We start from the raw sequence: 20,255 nt of genomic DNA, 5'->3' as shown, positions 1-20,255 counted from the left end.
GCTGGGGCCGGGCGCGATGGACTGGGCTGCGGGCTGGACGCCCTTGCCCCACACCACGCAGGGCGTGGTGCGGCACCCCTGCGTCACCGGCTTGCGGCCGGTGACTGCGCGACTTCGTCTTGCCTGTGATGTACGGCTGAGGGAGCTGCTTGAGCGTGTGGACGTGTGGCGCGGATAGGTCTCTGGACTTCCTCGACTTGGGTGATGCTGTATGGGAATGGTAAAGTGGTTGCTTGCTGAAAATACAGAAATTTACGGGTTTTAGTTACCAATGAATCATCAAGCATTGTCGTCTTTTATCTGGTCGGTTGCTGACCTTCTACGCGGTGACTATAGGCAGTCGGAGTACGGCCGTGTCATCCTCCCGTTCACCGTGCTACGCCGGTTAGACTGCGTGCTTGAAACCACCAAGCCAGCCGTGCTGGCAGAGTTCGAAGCGAAGACCAAAGCAGGGCTGAATCCGGACCCATTCCTGCGCAGGGCCTCGGGTAATCAAAGCTTTTACAACACTTCGCCGCTGGACTTGGTTAAGCTGCTGGGTGACCAGGACCATATCCGCCAGAACCTCTATGCCTACGTACAGGCGTTTTCGCCGTCGGCACGCGACATCTTCGAACGCTTCGACTTCTATGTTCAGGTCGAGCGCCTGGCCAAAGCCAACCTGCTGTATCTCGTCACCGAAAAATTCGCCAACATCAACTTGCACCCTGACGTGGTGGACAACGCCAGCATGGGGCTCGTGTTCGAGGAACTGATTCGAAAGTTCGCCGAAATCTCGAACGAAACGGCCGGTGAGCACTTTACCCCACGCGAAGTCATCCGCTTGATGGTGAACCTGTTGTTCATCGAGGATGACGATGTCCTGACGCCGGGAAGCGCCGTGGTACGCACCATCTACGACCCCACTGCGGGCACCGGCGGCATGCTATCGATTGCCGGTGAATATCTGTTGGAGCACAACCCGCAAGCGCGCCTGACCATGTTTGGCCAGGAGCTCAACGACGAGTCTTACGCCATCTGTAAAGCCGACATGCTCATCAAGGGCCAGCCGGTCGAGAACATTGTCGCCGGCAATACGTTGTCCGACGATGGCCACGGTGGGCGCAAGTTCGATTACATGCTGTCCAACCCACCCTTCGGCGTGGAATGGAAGAAGGTCGAGAAGGCGGTGCGGCAGGAGCACGAGCAGAAGGGCTTCGATGGTCGTTTTGGCCCTGGACTGCCACGCGTCTCCGACGGCTCCATGCTGTTCCTAATGCATTTGCTCTCGAAGATGGCGCCGGTCGTCAATGGCGAGGGCGGCAGCCGCTTCGGCATTGTGCTCAACGGTTCGCCCCTGTTCACTGGCGGCGCCGGCAGCGGAGAAAGCGAAATCCGTCGCTACGTATTGGAAAACGACCTGGTGGAAGCCATTGTCGGCCTGCCGACCGATATGTTCTACAACACGGGAATCGCCACTTACGTTTGGATTTTGTCGAACAAGAAGCCGACCGACCGCAAGGGTTTCGTGCAGCTCATCGACGCAAGCGGCTTCTGGCAGAAGATGCGCAAGAGCCTGGGCAGCAAGCGCAAAGAAATGAGCGACGAGCATATCGCCACCGTCACGCGCCTGTTCGGCGACTTCATCGAGGCCGAACTCGTTACCGTGTTCGATTCCGCCAGCGCCGTGCTGGGCGGGCCCCAGCTCGTGACTGGCACCGACAACGTGCCTGCCGCACCTGACGGTGGAAAACTCAAGCGTGTGCCCATCTCACGCATCTTCAGGAACGAGGAATTTGGCTACACCACCATCACCGTCGAGCGGCCATTGCTCGACGAGGCTGGCAACCCGATACTGGGCGTGAAGGGCAAGCAGAAGGGCAAGCTCCAGCCGGACAGCGCGTTGCGTGATACCGAGAACGTACCGCTGACCGAGAACATCCAGGCTTACTTTGAGCGCGAAGTATTGCCACATGCAGCCGATGCGTGGATTGATGCGGAGAAGAACAAGGTGGGGTATGAGATTCCGTTTAATCGGCACTTCTATGTGTTCGAGGCGCCGCGTAGCTTACATGCCATCGATGAAGAGCTGAAGGCGGCGTCAGCCAACATCATGAAGATGCTCGAGGAGTTGGCGGAATGAGTGTGCCAAAGTACCAAGAATACCGCGACAGTGGCGAGCGATGGCTCGGAACCGTTCCCTCGCATTGGGATGTTTGTCGTCTTAAGAACTTATTCGAGATTCGCAAGCGCATTGTGGGTGAAGAAGGCCATCAGGTTTTGTCGATAACGCAGCGTGGTATCAAGGTTAAGGACATTGAGAGCAATGAAGGCCAGCTCTCCATGGATTACTCCAAATACCAAGTCGTTAATCCCGGTGACTTCGCGATGAATCATATGGACTTATTGACCGGTTTTGTGGACATTTCTTCACATGCCGGCGTGACCAGCCCTGACTACCGCGTGTTCACCATTCGAGATGGCGTTCTTTGCGACCCAAGGTACTTTCTTTATCTGCTCCAAAATGGTTATAGACAAAAGATTTTCTACGCTTTTGGCCAGGGTGCCTCCGAATTCGGTCGTTGGCGCTTCCCTACAGACCAGTTCAATGGATTCCGCTTTCCATGTCCGCCACATAAGGAGCAGAATGCCATCGCTGCTTTCCTCGACCGCGAAACCGCCAAAATCGACGCGCTGATTGCCGAGCAGGTAACGCTTATCACCCTGCTTGCCGAAAAGCGCCAGGCCACCATCGCCCACGTCGTCACCAAGGGCATTAATCCTAACGCGCCGATGAAGGATTCTCGCGTGGCTTGGCTAGGAGAGGTGCCAGCGCACTGGGAGGTTGTACGTATTAAGCGTGTTATCTCATCAATTGAGCAAGGGTGGAGTCCGCAATGTGAAAACTTCCCTATCAGCTCAGCCGATGAGTGGGGTGTATTGAAAGTTGGCTGCGTAAATGGCGGAGTATTTCGACCGACAGAGAACAAGAAGCTGCCGCCTGAACTTAAACCAGTCCCAGCCTATTCGCTGAAGCGTGGCGACTTATTGATTTCTCGGGCAAATACCCGTGAGTTAGTCGGAAGCGCAGCAGCAGTCGAAACGGACTTCGATAATTTGATGTTATGCGATAAGCTGTACCGTCTGAGATTGCACGAAGCACGCTGTACCCCATTTTACTTGGCCGCCTACCTTGGAACCCCACAGGCAAGGTCACAAATCGAATTAGAAGCCACAGGAGCAAGTAGCTCGATGCTTAATATCGGCCAGTCTGTAATCTTGGACCTGCCGGCTCCAATACCAAGCGTCGCAGAACAAAACGAAATTCAAGAGTTTCTACGAAGTGAAACGGGACGGCTTGATGCTCTTAACGCTGTCGCGGAACGGGCAATTGCCCTGTTGAAGGAACGTCGTAGTGCCCTCATCGCGGCCGCTATCACCGGCCAAATCGATGTACGCGGCGCTATTCCACAAGCCGCAATCGAAAGTTCGGAGGCCATCGCCGCATGAGCGACATCCAGCTCTTCCGCCTGCACGGCACCAGCACTGTCACCGAACTCACCAGCCAGGCCGCGCCACTCGAAAAGACTCTTCAAGCCCTCATCGAGGGCCAGATGGAAACCTTCCTCGGCGTGCGCTTCCTTGCCAGCGAATACGCCACCGGCAAAACGCACCGGGGCCGCATTGACTCGCTGGGTCTAGACGAGAACGGTTGCCCGGTTATCGTCGAATATAAGCGCCACAGTACCGAAAACGTCATCAACCAAGGCTTGTTTTACCTAGACTGGCTGCTTGACCACCAGGCTGAGTTCCGGTGGCTCGTAATGGAAAAGTTCGGTAAAGAGGCGGCCCAGCAAATTGAATGGGCGGGCACGCGCCTACTGTGTATTGCATCGGACTTCACTCGTTATGACCAGTACGCGGTACAGCAGATTCCACGTAACATCGAACTCATCCGTTACAAACTGTTCGGCGAAGACCTCCTGCTGCTGGAGCTTGTCAACACGCAGAGCGTGCCGGATGCTACCGCCGTGAAACCGACGCGGACTTCTGCATCCTCTACCGAGCACGAAACGCCCAAGCCAGCCGGAAAAGACAGGTCGCTGACTGAAAACTTGGCGCTTGCCACACCGGAGATTCGCGCGCTCTACGAGCAGACCACTTCGCTGCTGCTGTCGCTGGGTGACGACGTGCAGCAGAAGGGCCTTAAGCTATACACGGCTTTTCGCCGGCTGAAGAACTTCGCTTGTGTCATTGCCTATCCGAACCGTTTGCTCATCACACTCAAGCTCGACCCAGGCACGGTCACGTTTGAGGATGGCTTCAGCCGGGACGTCAGCCAGGTGGGCCATTGGGGCACGGGCGATGTGGAGCTATGTCTTCTCGGACCCCTGGACCTGCAACGGGCCCAGGCACTGCTGGAGCGCAGCTACGCCGAAAACTAGCGCAGCGCTCGCGTACACACGAAAGAAAAAATCAGGAACAACATGAGCCAAAACCTGCACCAGGAACACCACTTCGAAGCCGAAATATGCGCCCACCTGGCTGCCAATGGCTGGTTGTATGAAGAAGGCGACGCCGCTCGCTTCGACCGTGCCAGCGGTCTGTTCCTGCCCGACTTGCTGGCCTGGATTGAGACAACCCAGTCTGACAGCTGGCAGCGCCTCGCCAAGACCCATGGCGCCGCGCTGTCCCAGGTGCTGGCCGACCGTATCCGCAAGAATATGAACGAGCGTGGCACGCTCGACGTGCTGCGCCGGGGCGTAGAGTTGCTGGGGCTCCCGGCGCCGCTGGAGTTAGCGCAGTTCAAGCCGGCGCTGGCCATAAACCCAGCCATCGGCGCGAAGTACGCCTCGAACCGGCTGCGCGTGGTGCGTCAGGTTTGCCATTCTCCCAACAATCCTAAGGCTGAACTCGACCTCGTGCTGTTCTTGAACGGCATCGCCGTCGCCACGGCAGAACTGAAAAGCAACTTCACCCAGAGCGTGCATGATGCAGTTGACCAGTATCGCGAAGACCGCCATCCGCAGCCCAAGGGCGGCGTGCTGGAGCCTTTGCTCGGTTTCCCGGGCGGCGCCCTGGTGCATTTCGCCGTTAGTCAGTCCGAAGTCATGATGGCTACCCGGCTGGCGGGGACGGCTACCACCTTCCTGCCCTTCAACCGGGGCAACGGCGGTGGCGCAGGCAATTCGCCCAATCCCGGTGGCTACGCCACGGCCTACCTGTGGGAAGAGGTCTGGGCGGTCGATAGCTGGCTGGACATCCTGCACCGCTACCTCATCTGCAAGCGCAACGACAAGAAGCAGCCGCAGGCGGTTATCTTCCCGCGCTATCACCAGCTCGACGCCACGCGCAAGCTCGTAGCCGACGTGCTGGACAAGGGCCCTGGCGAGCGTTACCTGATTCAGCATTCGGCCGGCTCTGGCAAGACGAACTCAATTGCCTGGACGGCGCACTTCCTGGCCGACCTGCATGACGCGCAGCACAACAAGCTTTTCGACAGCGTGTTGGTGGTCAGCGACCGTACGGTGCTGGACGCCCAGTTGCAAGAAGCCATCTTCGATTTCGAGCGCACCACCGGCGTGGTTGCCACCATCACCAATGAGCACGGCAGCAAGAGCGCCCAGCTCGGTCAGGCGCTCAAGGGCGGCAAGAAAATCATCGTCTGCACCATCCAGACTTTCCCGTTCGCCTTACAGGCCGTGCAGGAACTGGCGGCCACCGAAGGCAAGCGCTTCGCGGTCATCGCCGACGAAGCCCACAGCTCGCAGACCGGCGAGGCGGCAGCCAAGCTCAAGCAATTACTGTCGGCGCAGGAGTGGGCCGACTTGCAAGATGGTGGCGAAGTGGACGCCGAAGCGTTTCTGGCGGCGCAGATGGAGGCGCGCGCCGGAGTGAAAGGCCTGACCTACGTGGCCTTTACCGCGACGCCCAAGGCCAAGACGCTGGAGCTATTCGGTCGCAAAGGGGCGGATGGCTTGCCGCAACCCTTCCACGTCTATTCGATGCGCCAGGCCATCGAGGAACGCTTCATCCTCGACGTGCTCAAGAATTACACAAGCTACAAGCTCGCCTTCAAGCTGGCGCATGATGGGCAGGAATGGGATGACAAGGCCGTCGAGCGCAGCACGGCGATGAAGGGCCTGATGCAATGGGTGCGGCTGCACCCCTACAACATCGCCAGCAAGGTACAAATCGTGGTCGAGCACTATCGCGAGAATGTCCAGCCGCTGCTGGAAGGGAAGGCCAAAGCGATGGTGGTGGTTGGCAGTCGCAAGGAGGCCGTGCGCTGGCAGAAGGCCATCCGCGCCTACGTTGCCAAGCAGAATTATCCGCTGGGCGTGCTGGTTGCGTTCTCCGGCGAAGTAGAGGATGTCGAAAGCTTCCCTGAGGCGGTGACCGAGACCAGCGACGCCTTGAATCCGGGCCTGCGAGGCCGGGACATTCGCGAGGTGTTCAAGGGGCCGGATTTCCATATTCTGCTAGTAGCAAACAAGTTCCAGACCGGCTTCGACCAGCCGCTCCTGTGCGGCATGTACGTTGACAAGATTCTCGGCGGTATCCAAGCCGTCCAGACGCTGTCGCGCCTGAACCGCTCGTATCCAGGCAAGGACGCGACTTACGTGCTGGACTTCGTGAACGAGCCGGCGGAAATCCTCAAGGCCTTCAAGACCTATTACGAGACCGCCGAGATGGAGGCGGTTACCGACCCGCACCTGGTCTATGACCTCCGCGCCAAGCTGGATGCAACCGGCTTCTACGATGACTACGAAGTGGACCGCGTCGCTAAGGTGGACCTAGACCCGAACGGCACCCAAAAGCAGCTCGATGCCGCCATCGCTCCCGTTGCCGACCGTTTGCTCAAGCGTTACAAGGCGGCGCAGCAGGACATGGCGCTGGCAGAGGAGAAGAATGACGAGAAGGGCGCGCGTGCGGCCAAGGACCAGTTAGAGGCACTGCTGCTATTCAAGAACGACATGGGCGCCTATACGCGCCTGTATGCGTTCCTGAGCCAGATTTTCGACTACGGCAATACCGACATCGAGAAGCGCTTCCTGTTCTACAAGCGCCTCGTTCCGTTACTCGACTTCGGCCGCGAACGGGATACCGTGGACCTCAGTAAGGTCGTGCTGACGCACCATACCTTGAAGAGCTATGGCAAGCAGGCTATGGGTCTGAATGCCGACGGCAGCTACAAGCTGCCGCCTATGGACGCGGTTGGCAGCGGCAGCGTGCAGGAAAAACAGCAGGCCTATCTGAACGAAATCATCGAGAAGGTGAACGGTTTGTTCGAGGGCGAGCTGACGGACGATGACCAGCTTGTGTATGTCAACGGTGTCCTGAAGGGCAAGTTGCTGGAGAACGAAACCTTGATGCGCCAAGCCGCCAGCAACAGTAAGGAGCAGTTCGCCAACTCGCCCGACCTCAAGGACGCCGTAATGCATGCCATTATGGATGCGCTGGACGCCCATCAGACTATGAGCACACAGGCCCTTGGTTCGGAACGTGTGCGCGAAGGCCTGCGCGACATCCTGCTTGGACCAGCCCAGCTTTACGAGGCGCTGCGTGCCAAATCAGGCCCTGGCAGTCCGGCGGCGCGTCTCTGAGAGGGCGCTTGCTCAAGATGCCCGCGATGTGCGGGCATCTTGAGCCATGTACCTACGCAGTTCGCCGCTTGAAGTCGATATGAACGACGTTATCGCAGGAGTTTGACCGGGAAGTGCTGGCCAGTGCTGCCGGCACTGTGCTGGGTCCATGCGAAGCTTCATGTTCCTCCTGGTCGGCTTCGTCCGGCTCGGTCGCGTTCGTGGCAACAAGTTCCGTCAGTGTCACGTTGGCGCCTTTCCTGAGTCGCCGCATGCCGTGGTGAGTGGTCGTTTGCTCATTGTCCGCAAATGCTGCGTCCAGACGCTTCGCAAGGTGCTGCGTGCACAGGTGGGCGTAACGCAGCAGCATGCGCACATCGCGGTGACCACTGAAATGCTGGAGGTCTACCAAAGAGAAACCGCCAGGTGTGTTACTTCCTGCCTCGGCAACACGTGAAATGGCCTCGTGGCGCAAGTCGTGCACCCGAAGTTCAGCGGCCCCGGTCAGACCCGCTTTTGAGCAAATCCGAGCCCATGCCTTGCGCAGGCCGTCCACGCTGAGCGGGAAAACGATGTCGCTGTCGCGTGGCAACTGACGCAGCATCTCGACTAGGTCGCGGCGTAGGGGCAGCTTCCTGGCGCGGCCATTCTTCGTCTCAGGGAGGTAGGCGGTCTGCGCTTCTAGGTTGACGTTCGACCAGGTCAGGGTCAGCGTTTCGCTCCGGCGCGCCCCGGTCATCAACTGAAAGTGGATGAAGGTCTCGAACAGGGGGAGGTGGCGGCAAGTAGCTTCAGCTTCAGGCAGGTAACGCTGGCGAGCATCCTTCACAATCTGCTTGCGGCGGTAAGTGGTCGCGGCGTTATCCGCTTCCTGTCGTTCGTCCTGCATCAGCTCTTCGAGACGGCGGTCAATGGACTGTTCGCGGTCCTCGTCGCGCGCGGCACCCAGCAGCCGCGTTTCTTCATCAAGCGATAGGCAGCGGTCGCGTTCATTGTAGTAGCGCGGGCGGCGCACGCCATCCATCGGGTTCTTCAGGACGTGAATGCGCCAAGTGTCGATGGCAAGGTTGCAGACAGCCGAAAAAAGGTCGATTTCCCGGTCTACAGTGGCGGGCTCGACGACCTGGCAACGTTCGTCGATATAGTCAATGAAATCGTCAGGAACAACGGCGGCAAACGGCTTGCGGATGAACTTTCCCGTTTCAGAAGGCTGCCCGACACGTACACCGGTAGCCTTCCGCTTCTTCCCGCTGACTACTTTCGGATGCGGGTTGGGATGCGCCGCCACGATGGCGGCCGTGTCCTCTCTGGGCAAGCCCGCGTCTTCTAACAAAGCGTTGATTTTGTAGCCTTCGACTTCAAAGCTCTTGTGGCGCGGTGCTTCCTCGCGCAGGTAGCGAACCAGCAGGTCAGCCAGGCTTGCCTTCTGCCCGCTGCCGTAGTCGATGAACAGGCCGCGCCTCAGTTCGCTCTCGAGGCGGTGCTTGATGTCGATGGCTTCTGCCTCGCTGTGAGCGACGATGCACTGGTTCTTTGCGCCGACGCTGCGCGTGCGGACGACGTAGTGGTCGTTCAGGCTGGCCAGGCGGGGTTTCAGCCCTTCGTCGCGCAGCTGCTGGACATATACTTGAATAGCTTTGTCAGCGCTGAAGGCGAACTGCTTGGTGAGGTCGTCGCGGTTCTTGACGGTAACCTGGATGCGTGAACGGTTTTCGATGGATGCCATGGTGGCGATGCTCCGTAGTTGTGGAACACCGTATAGCTCGAAAAGTAGTCCATGCCAGTGCAAAATGAGGACATTGCCACTGATTTGCCACTGAACCATCCAGAATGCAAAACAGCGAGTTCATAACTCGCTGTTTTATAAGGGAATTCTTGGTCGGGGTGAGAGGATTCGAACCTCCGGCCTCTACGTCCCGAACGTAGCGCTCTACCGGGCTAAGCTACACCCCGACTGGTATTGACTGGTACTGCTGAGGGAGAAAAACAGATGGTCGGGGTGAGAGGATTCGAACCTCCGGCCTCTACGTCCCGAACGTAGCGCTCTACCGGGCTAAGCTACACCCCGACTGGTTCGAGACTCGTTGCCGAATCTCGGGAAGCCGTCACTATAGTTGCCTCAATGGTTCCTGTCAACTGCGAAGCTGCACAGCTGGAGCAGGCTTTGCTTGTATTCGCTCTCCGGCAGGTCGGCGATGGCGCCGGCCGCGCGCCGGGCTGCCGCCTCGGCTTCGCGGCGCGTATAGTCGAGCGCGCCGCTGGTGGTGACCGCTGACAGCACGGCGTCGAAATGGGTCTCGTCGCCCTGTTCGATGCAGCTGCGGATCAGTTCGCGCTGCTCGGGGCTGCCGTTTTCCATCACGTAGATCAGGGGCAGGGTGGGCTTGCCTTCACGCAGGTCGTCGCCGACGTTCTTGCCGATCTCGCTGGCGTCGCCGGCATAGTCGAGCACGTCGTCGATCAACTGGAACGCGGTGCCCAGCGAGCGGCCGTATTCGCCGGCGGCGTCGATCTGGGCGTCGTTCGCGCCGGCCACCAGCGCGCCGAGCTGGGCGGCGGCTTCGAACAGCTTGGCGGTCTTCGAGCGGATCACGGTCAGATAACTTTCCTGGGTGACGTCCGGATCGTGCATGTTCAGCAACTGCAGGACTTCGCCCTCGGCGATGACGGTGGTGGCGCGCGACAGGATTTCCATCACGCGCATGTTGTCCAGGCTGGTCATCATCTCGAAGGCGCGCGAGTACAGGTAGTCGCCGACCAGCACCGAGGCCGCGTTGCCGAACATGGCGTTGGCGGTCTGGCGGCCGCGGCGCATCGAGGATTCGTCGACCACGTCGTCGTGCAGCAGGGTGGCGGTGTGGATGAACTCGACGACGGCCGCCAGTTCGTGGTGGCCGGCGCCCTTGTAGCCGTAGGCGTTCGCCAGCAGCAGCACCAGCACCGGACGGATCCGCTTGCCGCCGGCGCCGATGATGTATTCGGCGATCTGGTTCACCAATGCGACGTCCGATTGCAGCCGCTGTCGGATCACGCCGTTGACGGCCTCCATGTCGGTGGCGATCGTTCGGGTGATGGGGTTCTGTTGTGCGGTGTTGGTAGCGGCGGACAAGGCGGACCTGCTTACGTTGAGAGCGATGTGGATGTGTTAAGTGGCGCGATTATACGATAAGCAAGCAAAACCCGCGCTTTTTCACACAATGCAGAGATACGTCGTTCCCGCGAAGGCGGGAATCCAGGTTTGTTGCAGGCCGCTCACACAACTCGGAGCGAGGCGCAGCCTCGCGCCTTCGCGGGGATGATGGGATGCGGATGTTTTGACGCCCTGCACCAATTTATGTATAATCCTCTGTTCCCCGAATCCCGAGCATGTTGTCGCGCCGGATTCGTCGGAATTTCTTCAAACACACAATGAGGTTTCAAATCATGTACGCGGTCATAAAAACCGGTGGCAAGCAGTATAAAGTTGTCGCTGGCGAAAAACTCAAAATCGAACAGATACCGGCAGACATTGGTTCCGAACTCACTATCGATCAGGTTCTCGCAGTAGGCGAGGGCGAGAGCATCAAGTTTGGTGCTCCGCTGGTGGAAGGTGCTTCGGTTCGCGTGACTGTTATTTCGCAGGGTCGCCACGACAAAGTGCGTATCTTCAAGATGCGTCGTCGTAAGCACTACCAGAAGCGTCAGGGCCATCGCCAGAACTACACCGAAATCCAAGTGGTTGCGATCAACGGCTAATTGCCGCGCGTCCTCAACAGTCATCAAGGAGCATCTAAATGGCACACAAAAAAGGCGGCGGTACTACCCGCAACGGCCGTGACTCAGAAAGCAAACGCCTTGGCGTGAAAGTCTACGGCGGCCAGTCGATCAACGCAGGCGGCATCATCGTGCGTCAGCGCGGCACCACCGTGCGTCCGGGCACCAACGTCGGCATGGGCAAGGATCACACCCTGTTCGCGCTGGTCGACGGTTCGGTCAAGTTCGTCAAGCAAGGCGTCGGTTCGAAGCAGTACGTGACCGTCGTTGCTGCTGAAGCAGTCGCTGCTTAATTCATCAGCGGCGCAGCGGAACCCCGCCCAGGCGCGGTTCCGCGACTCGATAGGCTCTGCCCACAGGTAGGGCCTTTTTAATTTCCGGCGCTGTCACCGTTAAGTGCGTATCCATGGGCCCATCTTGTGGCACATTTAACAGTGACATAGCCCTCAGTTTTGGTGGTCCATCATGAAGTTTATCGACGAAGCAAGAATCGAAGTCATCGCCGGCGACGGCGGCAACGGCTGCGCCTCGTTCCGCCGCGAGAAGTTCCGCCCGTTCGGCGGCCCTGACGGCGGCGACGGCGGCCGCGGCGGCTCGATCTGGGTCGTAGCCGACCGCAATATCAACACGCTGGTCGACTTCCGCTTCTCCAAGGTGCACACGGCGAAGAACGGCGAACCGGGCCGCGGCTCCGACTGCTACGGCAAAGGCGCCGAAGACGTCGTCATGCGCATGCCGGTCGGCACCATCATCATCGATGACAACAATGGCGAGATCATCGCCGACCTCACCGAGCACGGCCAGAAGGAACTGCTGGCGCGCGGCGGCGAAGGCGGCTGGGGCAACATCCACTTCAAGACCTCGACCAACCGCGCGCCGCGCCAGAAGACCGAAGGCAAGGAAGGCGAGCGCCGTGCGCTGCGCCTGGAGCTGAAGGTGCTGGCCGACGTCGGCCTGCTGGGCATGCCGAACGCCGGCAAGTCGACCTTCGTCACCGCCATCTCGAACGCCCGTCCGAAGGTCGCCGACTATCCGTTCACGACCCTGCATCCGAACCTGGGCGTGGTGCGCGTCTCGCACGAAAAGAGCTTCGTGATCGCCGACATCCCGGGCCTGATCGAAGGCGCGGCGGAAGGCGCCGGCCTGGGCCACCAGTTCCTGCGCCACCTGAGCCGCACCGGCCTGCTGCTGCACATCGTCGATTTCGCACCGGCGGACGGCAAGAGCGATCCGGTCAAGGACACCAAGGCTCTGGTCAAGGAACTCGAGAAGTATGACGAAGAGCTGGTCAACAAGCCGCGCTGGCTGGTGCTGAACAAGCTGGACGTGGTGCCGGAAGAAGACCGCAAGAAGCTGGTCAAGGACTTCGTCAAGAAGCTGGCATGGAAGGGCCCGGTCTTCGAGATCTCGGCGCTGAACCGCGAAGGCTGCGAAGACCTGGTCCACGCGATCTACAAATACCTCGAAGAGAAGCGCCACGCCGAGCAGCGTTCGGAAGAAACGCAGATGACCGAGGAAGCGCGCGGCATTTCCTCGATCGATCCGGAGGACCCGCGCTTCAAGATCCTCGAAGACTGATTTGGCTCTATCCCCATCGCGCCGCCAAGGCCTGCGCAGCCAGCTGCTGCAGGCGATCGCCACGGTCAATTCGCTGGCCGCGCTGTCGGCCATGCTGGATCCCGACCGCACGGCGGCGGCGATGGGACTGTTTCTCGTCGGCGTGAACGGCTACAGCCAGTTCTACGCCATCTATGTCGGAGTGCGCCTCGCCACCGCGGGGCTGGCTCTGTTGGCGGCCAGGCAGGGCGACCAGCCCATCCTCGGCGACCTCGCAGCACTATTCCTCCTGGCGCAGCCGCTCGGCCGCATCGTCGCGGCGTTTGCGATCGGCCTGCCCCAGGGTTTATTGTTCGTCGTTAGCGGGATCGAATTGCTGGCCGGCCTGGCGCTGCTGCTGCTTCGCCCGCGAGGAAAGCTTCTCTCGCCATGAACTCAGTCATTCATCAAGCCGCCCGCATCATCGTCAAGGTCGGCTCCTCGCTCGTCACCAACGAAGGCCGCGGCCTCGACAACGCCGCCATCGCGCGCTGGGCCGCCCAGATCGCGTCCCTGCGCACGCTCGGCAAGGAAGTCGTGCTGGTGTCTTCCGGCGCGATCGCCGAAGGCATGCTGCGCCTGGGTTTTACTGCCCGCCCGACCGACATCCACGAACTGCAGGCCTGCGCCGCCTGCGGCCAGATGGGCCTGGCCCAGATCTACGAAACCAGCTTCGCCACCCACGGCGTCAAGACCGCCCAGGTGCTGCTGACCCACGCCGACCTGGCCGACCGCGAACGCTACCTGAATGCGCGCTCGACGCTCACGACCTTGTTGCGCCTGGGCGTGGTCCCCATCATCAACGAGAACGACACCGTGGTCACCGACGAAATCAAGTTCGGCGACAACGACACCCTCGGCGCCCTGGTCGCCAACCTGATCGAGGCCGATGCGCTGGTGATCCTGACCGACCAGAAAGGCCTGTATTCGGCCGATCCGCGCAAGGATCCGTCGGCGAAGCTGATCGCCGAAGCGCAGGCCGGCGATGCGAGTCTCGAGGCGATGGCCGGCGGCGCCGGCAGCAGTATCGGCAGCGGCGGCATGCTGACCAAGGTGCTGGCCGCCAGGCGCGCCGCGCGCTCGGGCGCGCATACCGTGATCGCCTGGGGCAGGGAAGACAATGTGCTGGTGCGCCTGGCCGGCGGCGAAGCGATCGGCACCCAGCTGCGGGCGCCGACCGCAAGGCTCACCGCGCGGCGCCAGTGGATGGTCGATCACCTGCACACGGCCGGTGAACTGGTGCTCGACGCCGGCGCCGTGCAGAAGCTGGCGAAAGAGGGCAAGTCGCTGCTGCCGATCGGCGTCTCGGGCGTGCGCGGCGAGTTCGGGCGCGGCGCGCTGGTCTCCTGCGTGGCGGAAGACGGCCGCGAAATCGCACGCGGCCTGACCAACTACACCGCGTCCGAGGTCAAGCGCATCATGCGCCATTCTTCCAGCGAGATCGAAGCCATTCTCGGCTACGTCGAAGGCCCCGAGCTGGTGCACCGGGATAACCTGGTCCTGCTGTAAGAAGCTGGTTCCAGGCGGCTGTCAGCGGCGCAGCAGCGCCGCGTGGTTGACCTCGACCTCGTCCTGCGCCGAGCGGAAGGTAAAGCGCATCGCCTGCACCACCTGCTTCTTCGGCAGTTGCTGCTCGAAACAGGTCTGCTCGAAGCCGGGGGCAGGCGGCATCATTTCTCCTTCCCAGACCTTTTGCCAGTCCCCCTTCCTGTCCTGGACCTCGACCAGCGCCAGCTCGCGCGCGCCTGCGCCGTTCATCGTGGCATGGATCATGTCGGTGGCGACCGGATTGTTGAAGCTCAGGCGCATCCGGCGCGTGGGGATGCCTTCCACCGCGGCGCCGTTCGCCTCCATCCAGCGGCCCGGCGCGCCGGTTTTACTCACTTGTTTGCAGTCCAGCGCCGGCGTAGTGCCGTAGCGGATGGCCGTCGTGGAGGTGATGTCCTGTGCGGCGGCAGCGCAGGTCAAGGTCATCAGCGCCACCATGAGGGCGGCGTGCAAATGCTTCATGGTCGATGCGGACATGGTGTTCTCGTCAATTGGATTGGAATACGGCGGCGTTGGCCACGGTCACCGGATCGTCGCTGCGGCGGAAGGTGTAGCGCAGCGCCTCGACTTGCCGCTGGCCGCCCAGGTCCTGCTGCAGCCACACGTAGTCGCAGCCGCGTGCGGTCTCGTGGACCGTCACCGGTCCGGCCTCCCGCCACTTGCCTTGCGCATCGCGCGTTTCCACCTTCTCGAGCGCACGCACGGCCGCGCGGTTGAGGCCTGCACGCACAGTGCCGGTCAATGCTGCCGACTCGAACTGCTGGACCATCGTGTAAGGCTGGCCAGGTTCGGGAGCAGCCTTGGGCGCAACCAGCCATTTGCCCCGCACCTGCGCGGCGGTGCCGACAATGCACGCGGGGGAGAGCGCGGCCAGCTTGCGCTGTGTGGCTTCGGCGTCGCGGCGGGCGTTCTCGATGTTGCGGGCGGCGTCTTGCGCGGGGTCCGCCTTGCAGCAGGCACTGGCCAGGGTCAGGCAGGCAAGCAGCAGGGCAGAGCGGGAGATATCGTTCATGGTCATCATCGTGCAGTGATTGAAGTGGAAAGCAGCATGCGCAGGCCGGCGTAGCCGAACATCCCGGCCTGCCATGCCCATCACGGCCGGTACGCTGGGTCCGGGACTGGCGGCGCCAAGCAGGCAAGTGAGGTAGGCGAGCAGCATTCAGCTTCCCTTGTGTCCAGTCCTGCGCTTCATTGTGCGGGGTACTTGCTCAGGAAAGTGGACACCAGCTTGTCGAGCACTTCGTTCACTTGCGTGTCGCTCGGCGTGTCCATGTGGGCGACGTTCAGGTGCTGCAGGAAGCCTTCTTCGCCCAGCATGGCGCGGATCTCTTCCGGCATGCCGTCCTGGCGCTTGACATAGGAGAGCGCCAGGACGGCCGTCGGCATATTCGAGACATGGGCGATTGCGATCGACACGCCTTCCGGATTCTTGCGGTCTCCCGAATCGCGGTTCGCGTACACGAACAGCTTCGCGGTCGGGAGCTTGTCGGCGATGTCGACCCTGGCGGCATGGAAACGGGCCTCGATGCCGGCGCGCAGGACCTGTGCGAGGGCAGGGTCGTCGCAGATGACGGCGAAGCCGAAGCGCGGCCGCTCGGCCGCCGTCGCGGTGGCCGCCAGGCAGAACAGGATTGCCGCCAGCAGGCTGCGGAAGGAGATACGCATGAGATTGCCAAGTTCAGGAAAACCTTGTCAGCCTAGCAGGATCTCCAGCCTCAATGTGCGCACATTATTGCGTCGGCAAATGCCGATGCTGAAATGACATTCTATTGAATAGCAATAAAAAATACTATTCGAATGATATTTCATGATACATTGATTAGAAATAAATACTACGTAGGGAGAGATTCGCCATGCAGGAACTGAATTTTGCTTCTCAGTTGATGGAGGGCGGCACCGGGGTCGTCGTGATCGGCGTCTTGTCGGTGCTGGCGGTCGCCGTGAGCTTCGAGCGCCTGGCCAACTTCCGGACGAGCAGGGTGGCGCCCCAGGCGCTGGCCGACGAGGCGCTCGGCCTGTGGCGGAACGGCGATTACCAGGCCCTCGCCGCACGCGCCGCGGAAGACCGCAGCAGCCTGGCGCGCGTGCTGGAATTCCTGGCCGGCCATCCGCGCCTGCCCATCGAAACCCTGTCGGCGCGCGCGGCCGAGATTGCATCGACGGAGCTGCGCCTGCAGCAGCAGAAAGCCTACGCACTGAACGTGGTCGCCACCATCGCGCCCATCGTCGGCCTGCTGGGCACCGTGGTCGGCATGATCGAAGCCTTCCACGTGATCGCCTTCAACGGCATGGGCGATCCGACCCTGCTGGCGGGCGGCATCTCGAAGGCGCTGGTGAACACGGCGGCCGGCCTGTCGGTGGCGCTGCCCTCGCTGGCGATGCACCACTTCTTCCGCAACCGCATGGTCAACATCGGCATCACGCTGGAACGCCAGCTGGGCCGGCTGCTGGACGAGTCCCGCTCGCGCGAACACGCGCGGAAACATGAGCAGGAGCGCAGCCATGCGTATTGAGCTCGGCGACGACGAACAGCCCGAGATCGGCCTGATCGCCCTGATCGACTGCATCTTCTTCCTGCTCATGTTCTTCATGGTCGCGACCTCGTTCAAGCAGAAGGAGACGCAGCACAAGGACAAGGCCATCCCGATCACGTTGCCACGCTCTTCCGCCACGCTCGAGCTGGCCGACGCCGCGCCCGATCCGCTGGTGATCCGGGTCGACCGCGCGGGCCAAGTCGCGATCGGCGAGGACAAGCTGTCGATCGAGGCTCTGCATGCACGCCTGTCGGGCGAGGCGCGTGCGCATCCGGGCCGGCCGGTGCGCATCGAGGGCGATGGCAATGCTTCTTACCAGTCCATCGTCCACGTGCTCGACCTGTGCCAGTTCGAAGGCCTGACCAATATCGCGATGCGCGCGCGGCGGCAGTAAATGAATCTTGATGCGACTTTCCGGCCGGACCGTTCGAGCATGCTCGAGCCGTGGCGCCGCCACCCCTGGCTGATCGCATCGCTGGCGGCGCACGGCGTGCTCGCGGCCGGCCTGTACATGGCCGGCCCGGTGCACGTCGCCATCAAGCGCGACGACGGCTTGCGCGCGCAGGTCGCGCAGTCGCTGCAGCACACCGGGCAGCGCCAGATGCGGCGCGAGCTGCGCACGATGGAGGAGATCCGCGATGCGCTGGCGGAAAGCGCGGGCGTAGCCGGAGGCGAGGGCAAGGGCAAAGGCGGCAAGGACGCTCCGCGGTCGCCAGACCCCGCCGTGCGGGCGCGTGAACTGGCCCGCCAGATCGAACAGGTGCAGCAGAAGATCCGCGCCACCGAGTTGGCGCGCGTGTTGCGCATTCCCGAGGCCGAGGCCCTCAAGCGCGTGCAGCGCGACGAGGCGCGTAAACCCGGACCCGCACCGACCAGGCACGCATCGCCGGAAGTCCAGGTGGCCCAGCTGGCGCAACAGGCCAAGGCTGCCCTGGCGCAGCGTCGCGCGCAATTGCTGGCGCAGCAGCAGGGCGTCGCCATCAAGCCGGAGGCCGGGGAGATGAAGCCTGGCCGGCCGCAAGGCGGCAAGGCCGGCCAGGGACCGGGCGGCGGCAAGTCGGCCGGCCAGGGCGGGCCAGGCCAGGGCAATGGCCAGATGAGCGGCCAGGGCGGCCAGGGTGGCCGGCCAGGGGGGAGCGGCATCGCACAGGACTCGGCCTCGCGCGGCAGCAAGGTCGAGGCCCTGGCCAGCGGCCTGGCGCTGGGCGCGCCCGGCGCGATCACCGGCAGCAGCATCGACATGTCGAGCAATGCCTTCAGCGACTCCCGCAGCTTCGGGGCCTACGTGCAGCCGCCGCCGGTCGACGCCGCAAGCATGCGCACCGGCCGCGGCCACACGATCGGCGCCGGCGGCGCCTACGCCAACCGCATCTTCCTCGATACCTGGTATGTGATCGGCCCCTTCGAAGGCGCCGGCCATGACAGCCAGAACGCGGTCTATCCGCCCGAACGTGGCGTCGACCTCGACGCGGTCTATTACGGCAAGAACGACCGGCCGGTGCGCTGGACCTTCCAGCAGGATGCGCACTACCCATCGATCCCGCTGCCGCGCGCCGAGAACGCCGTGTATTACGCCTACACCGAGGTCGTGGTCGACCGCGACATGGACCTGTGGGTGTGGATCGGCGGCGACGACGACACCAAGATGTGGTTCAACGACCGCCTGGTCTGGCTCAGCGGCGACAACGTCGACAAGCCCTGGTACCGCCAGCCGTTCATGACGCTGCCCGAGAGGCACACCCTGAACCTCAGCGAAGGCCAGCGCCGGCTGCACTTCAACAAGGGGCGCAACAGCATCCTGCTCAAGTTGTACAACGGCGTGGACCTGATGTTTTATTCGGTGGTGCTGTCAAAGTGATCCAGCGCCGCCGATACCCATTCCTGCTGTTGTCGATTGTGGCGCATGCCGCGCTGCTCGGCGTGCTTTATCGCGTCGAACCGGACCAGCAGCGCATCCAGCGCAGCCGGGAGCAGTCATTGGTCGACGCCGGCCAGCGGCTGACGGAACGGGCGCGCTTGGAGAAGCGCGTGCGCGACATGGCCCGGATCAAGTCCCAGCTGGAATCGGGGACGGCTGACAAGGACGACGAGGTGCAGTTCAGCGCGCAGCCCAGGACGCCGGAAGAACTGCTCAAGGAAGCCAGGGAGCTGTCGCGCAAGATCGACGAGATCGAGCGTAACGACCGCGCCGAACGGCTGGCGAAGCTGCTCCGCATCCCGAAGCAGAAAGCGCTGGAAAAGCTCGCGCAGACGACCAAGCCGGAAGAGCCGGCCGGGGCCGAAGCCGCCAAACCCGTCGATGCGGCGGTGAAGATCGAGCAGCTCGAAGCGAAGGCGCGCGACGCTCTGGCCCGGCGCGGCCTGCAACGGGAGCAGCAGCAGGACGGCACGCGCGTGGCGGCAGGCGAATTACGCAGCGGCAGCGCTGCGCGGCAGGGCGGGCCAGGCGCGCAAGTCGGCGGCGCCCCCGCGGGCGCGAAAAGCCCCGGCGGCTTGTCCATGTCGTCCGTGTTTCGGACGATCGATGCATTCATGCATTCCGACCGGGCCGGCCGGGGGATCGAGGGCAATATTGTGGCGGGCAATCACGACGACGTCGATTCCACCATCGTGCGCATTCCGGAGGTCCCCGCCGGCGCCAGGGTCAAGGGCACGGGACGCATCGTCGGACCCGGCGGCCCTTATGCCGACCGCGTCTACGTCAATCGCTGGTACCTGATCGGCCCCTTCGAGCGCAAGCATGGCGACGCGTGGCTTGCGCCCGATCCGCCCGAGCAGGCCGTGGTCCTGGATGCCGCCTATCGCGGCAAGGACGGCCGCCTGCTCAAGTGGGAATACGTCGACTCGGCAAACTATCCCCTGGTTCCGCCCCAGGCTGCCGAAGAGGCCGTGTACTACGGCTATACCGAGCTGATGGTCGACAAGGAACGGGACCTGACGATCTGGGTCGGCGCCCACGACGACGCGCAGCTGTGGCTCAACGACGTGCTGGTCTGGCGCGGCAGGCATGTGGCCAAGGGACCGTTCTACAGCGAGGTCAAGGCCGCGGACAATCCCCATGGCCGCGATTACAACTTCAGCGAAGGCAAGCGCGTCGTGCACTTGAGGCAGGGCCGCAACAAGCTGTTCTTCAAGCTGTCGAACGGCTTGGGCGCCCTGTTTTTTTCGCTGGTGCTGACGAAGTAATTTTTACGCCGCCGTCGGCGCCGCAAAACGAAACCACCAAATATAAGGAATTCCGCCACATGCCATCAGCGCG

Annotated in this window: 18 protein-coding genes and 2 tRNA genes; 13 read left to right on the top strand and 7 right to left on the bottom strand. The window is 62.0% G+C overall.

Features of this window, described 5'->3' with window-relative positions:
• Nucleotides 1-271: 271 nt before the first annotated feature.
• From ACFPO9_RS20345 to ACFPO9_RS20330, 4 genes are read left to right on the top strand one after another with little or no spacing between them, the layout of a single operon-like run.
• Complete coding sequence (locus ACFPO9_RS20345; RefSeq protein WP_379774122.1) at nt 272-2,122, top strand: type I restriction-modification system subunit M; 1,851 nt, start codon at nt 272-274, stop codon at nt 2,120-2,122.
• The gene (locus tag ACFPO9_RS20340; protein WP_379774119.1) at nt 2,119-3,489 is read left to right on the top strand and encodes a restriction endonuclease subunit S; all 1,371 of its coding nucleotides are present in this window, start codon (nt 2,119-2,121) and stop codon (nt 3,487-3,489) included. Before ACFPO9_RS20345 ends, ACFPO9_RS20340 begins: the two co-directional genes overlap by 4 nt.
• Complete coding sequence (locus tag ACFPO9_RS20335) at nt 3,486-4,424, top strand: DUF5655 domain-containing protein (RefSeq protein ID WP_379774117.1); 939 nt, start codon at nt 3,486-3,488, stop codon at nt 4,422-4,424. The genes ACFPO9_RS20340 and ACFPO9_RS20335 overlap by 4 nt, the downstream gene beginning before the upstream one ends.
• A gap of 42 nt (nt 4,425-4,466) precedes the next feature.
• On the top strand, nt 4,467-7,586 hold the full coding sequence (locus ACFPO9_RS20330) for a type I restriction endonuclease subunit R (RefSeq protein WP_379774114.1): 3,120 nt from the start codon (nt 4,467-4,469) through the stop codon (nt 7,584-7,586).
• A gap of 52 nt (nt 7,587-7,638) precedes the next feature.
• Here the strand turns inward: ACFPO9_RS20330 and ACFPO9_RS20325 are convergent, their stop codons facing one another.
• The 4 genes from ACFPO9_RS20325 to ispB form a co-directional block, all read right to left on the bottom strand.
• Nucleotides 7,639-9,291, bottom strand: a complete 1,653-nt coding sequence (locus tag ACFPO9_RS20325; protein ID WP_379774112.1) for a site-specific integrase — start codon at nt 9,289-9,291, stop codon at nt 7,639-7,641.
• Between the two features lie 150 nt (nt 9,292-9,441).
• A tRNA-Pro gene (locus ACFPO9_RS20320) sits at nt 9,442-9,518 on the bottom strand.
• Nucleotides 9,519-9,556: 38 nt separating this feature from the next.
• Nucleotides 9,557-9,633, bottom strand: a tRNA-Pro gene (locus ACFPO9_RS20315).
• Nucleotides 9,634-9,684: 51 nt separating this feature from the next.
• On the bottom strand, nt 9,685-10,674 hold the full coding sequence (ispB, locus tag ACFPO9_RS20310; RefSeq protein WP_379774109.1) for an octaprenyl diphosphate synthase: 990 nt from the start codon (nt 10,672-10,674) through the stop codon (nt 9,685-9,687).
• A 314-nt stretch (nt 10,675-10,988) separates the two neighbouring features.
• Here ispB and rplU point away from each other — a divergent pair, with 314 nt between their 5' ends.
• The 5 genes from rplU (at nt 10,989) to proB (ending at nt 14,423) form a co-directional block, all read left to right on the top strand.
• Nucleotides 10,989-11,300, top strand: coding sequence for a 50S ribosomal protein L21 (rplU, locus tag ACFPO9_RS20305; RefSeq protein ID WP_230020535.1), 312 nt, complete (start codon nt 10,989-10,991; stop codon nt 11,298-11,300).
• 38 nt (nt 11,301-11,338) lie between these two features.
• Nucleotides 11,339-11,611 carry a 50S ribosomal protein L27 gene (gene rpmA, locus ACFPO9_RS20300; protein WP_258847947.1) on the top strand — a complete coding sequence of 91 codons (273 nt, stop codon included), beginning with the start codon at nt 11,339-11,341 and terminating at the stop codon, nt 11,609-11,611.
• Nucleotides 11,612-11,783: 172 nt separating this feature from the next.
• Nucleotides 11,784-12,896 (top strand): Obg family GTPase CgtA, encoded by a 1,113-nt coding sequence (cgtA, locus tag ACFPO9_RS20295; RefSeq protein ID WP_379774105.1) that lies wholly within the window; start codon nt 11,784-11,786, stop codon nt 12,894-12,896.
• A 1-nt stretch (nt 12,897) separates the two neighbouring features.
• On the top strand, nt 12,898-13,308 hold the full coding sequence (locus ACFPO9_RS20290) for a hypothetical protein (RefSeq protein ID WP_379774102.1): 411 nt from the start codon (nt 12,898-12,900) through the stop codon (nt 13,306-13,308).
• Nucleotides 13,305-14,423: a glutamate 5-kinase gene (proB, locus tag ACFPO9_RS20285; RefSeq protein ID WP_379774099.1), complete on the top strand. Its 1,119-nt coding sequence runs from the start codon at nt 13,305-13,307 to the stop codon at nt 14,421-14,423. Before ACFPO9_RS20290 ends, proB begins: the two co-directional genes overlap by 4 nt.
• A gap of 21 nt (nt 14,424-14,444) precedes the next feature.
• Here proB and ACFPO9_RS20280 read toward each other — a convergent pair whose 3' ends face one another.
• From ACFPO9_RS20280 to ACFPO9_RS20270, 3 genes are read right to left on the bottom strand one after another with little or no spacing between them, the layout of a single operon-like run.
• Nucleotides 14,445-14,939 (bottom strand): hypothetical protein, encoded by a 495-nt coding sequence (locus ACFPO9_RS20280; protein WP_379774097.1) that lies wholly within the window; start codon nt 14,937-14,939, stop codon nt 14,445-14,447.
• Nucleotides 14,940-14,949: 10 nt separating this feature from the next.
• On the bottom strand, nt 14,950-15,621 hold the full coding sequence (locus tag ACFPO9_RS20275) for a hypothetical protein (protein ID WP_379774094.1): 672 nt from the start codon (nt 15,619-15,621) through the stop codon (nt 14,950-14,952).
• A 29-nt stretch (nt 15,622-15,650) separates the two neighbouring features.
• Nucleotides 15,651-16,127, bottom strand: a complete 477-nt coding sequence (locus ACFPO9_RS20270; protein WP_379774091.1) for a hypothetical protein — start codon at nt 16,125-16,127, stop codon at nt 15,651-15,653.
• Between the two features lie 188 nt (nt 16,128-16,315).
• On the opposite strand from ACFPO9_RS20270, the gene ACFPO9_RS20265 reads away from it, so the two are divergent.
• From ACFPO9_RS20265 to ACFPO9_RS20250, 4 genes are read left to right on the top strand one after another with little or no spacing between them, the layout of a single operon-like run.
• Nucleotides 16,316-16,975, top strand: a complete 660-nt coding sequence (locus ACFPO9_RS20265) for a MotA/TolQ/ExbB proton channel family protein (protein WP_379774088.1) — start codon at nt 16,316-16,318, stop codon at nt 16,973-16,975.
• The gene (locus ACFPO9_RS20260; RefSeq protein WP_379774086.1) at nt 16,965-17,390 is read left to right on the top strand and encodes an ExbD/TolR family protein; all 426 of its coding nucleotides are present in this window, start codon (nt 16,965-16,967) and stop codon (nt 17,388-17,390) included. Before ACFPO9_RS20265 ends, ACFPO9_RS20260 begins: the two co-directional genes overlap by 11 nt.
• On the top strand, nt 17,391-18,854 hold the full coding sequence (locus ACFPO9_RS20255) for a hypothetical protein (protein ID WP_379774083.1): 1,464 nt from the start codon (nt 17,391-17,393) through the stop codon (nt 18,852-18,854). It abuts the gene before it with no gap.
• Complete coding sequence (locus ACFPO9_RS20250; protein ID WP_379774080.1) at nt 18,851-20,182, top strand: hypothetical protein; 1,332 nt, start codon at nt 18,851-18,853, stop codon at nt 20,180-20,182. The genes ACFPO9_RS20255 and ACFPO9_RS20250 overlap by 4 nt, the downstream gene beginning before the upstream one ends.
• The last annotated feature ends 73 nt before the right edge of the window (nt 20,183-20,255 follow it).

Origin of the sequence: Massilia aerilata, from assembly GCF_042656905.1 — a bacterium.
GTDB classification, from domain to species: domain Bacteria; phylum Pseudomonadota; class Gammaproteobacteria; order Burkholderiales; family Burkholderiaceae_D; genus Telluria; species Telluria aerilata.
This window is presented reverse-complemented; position numbering and strand designations above follow the sequence as displayed.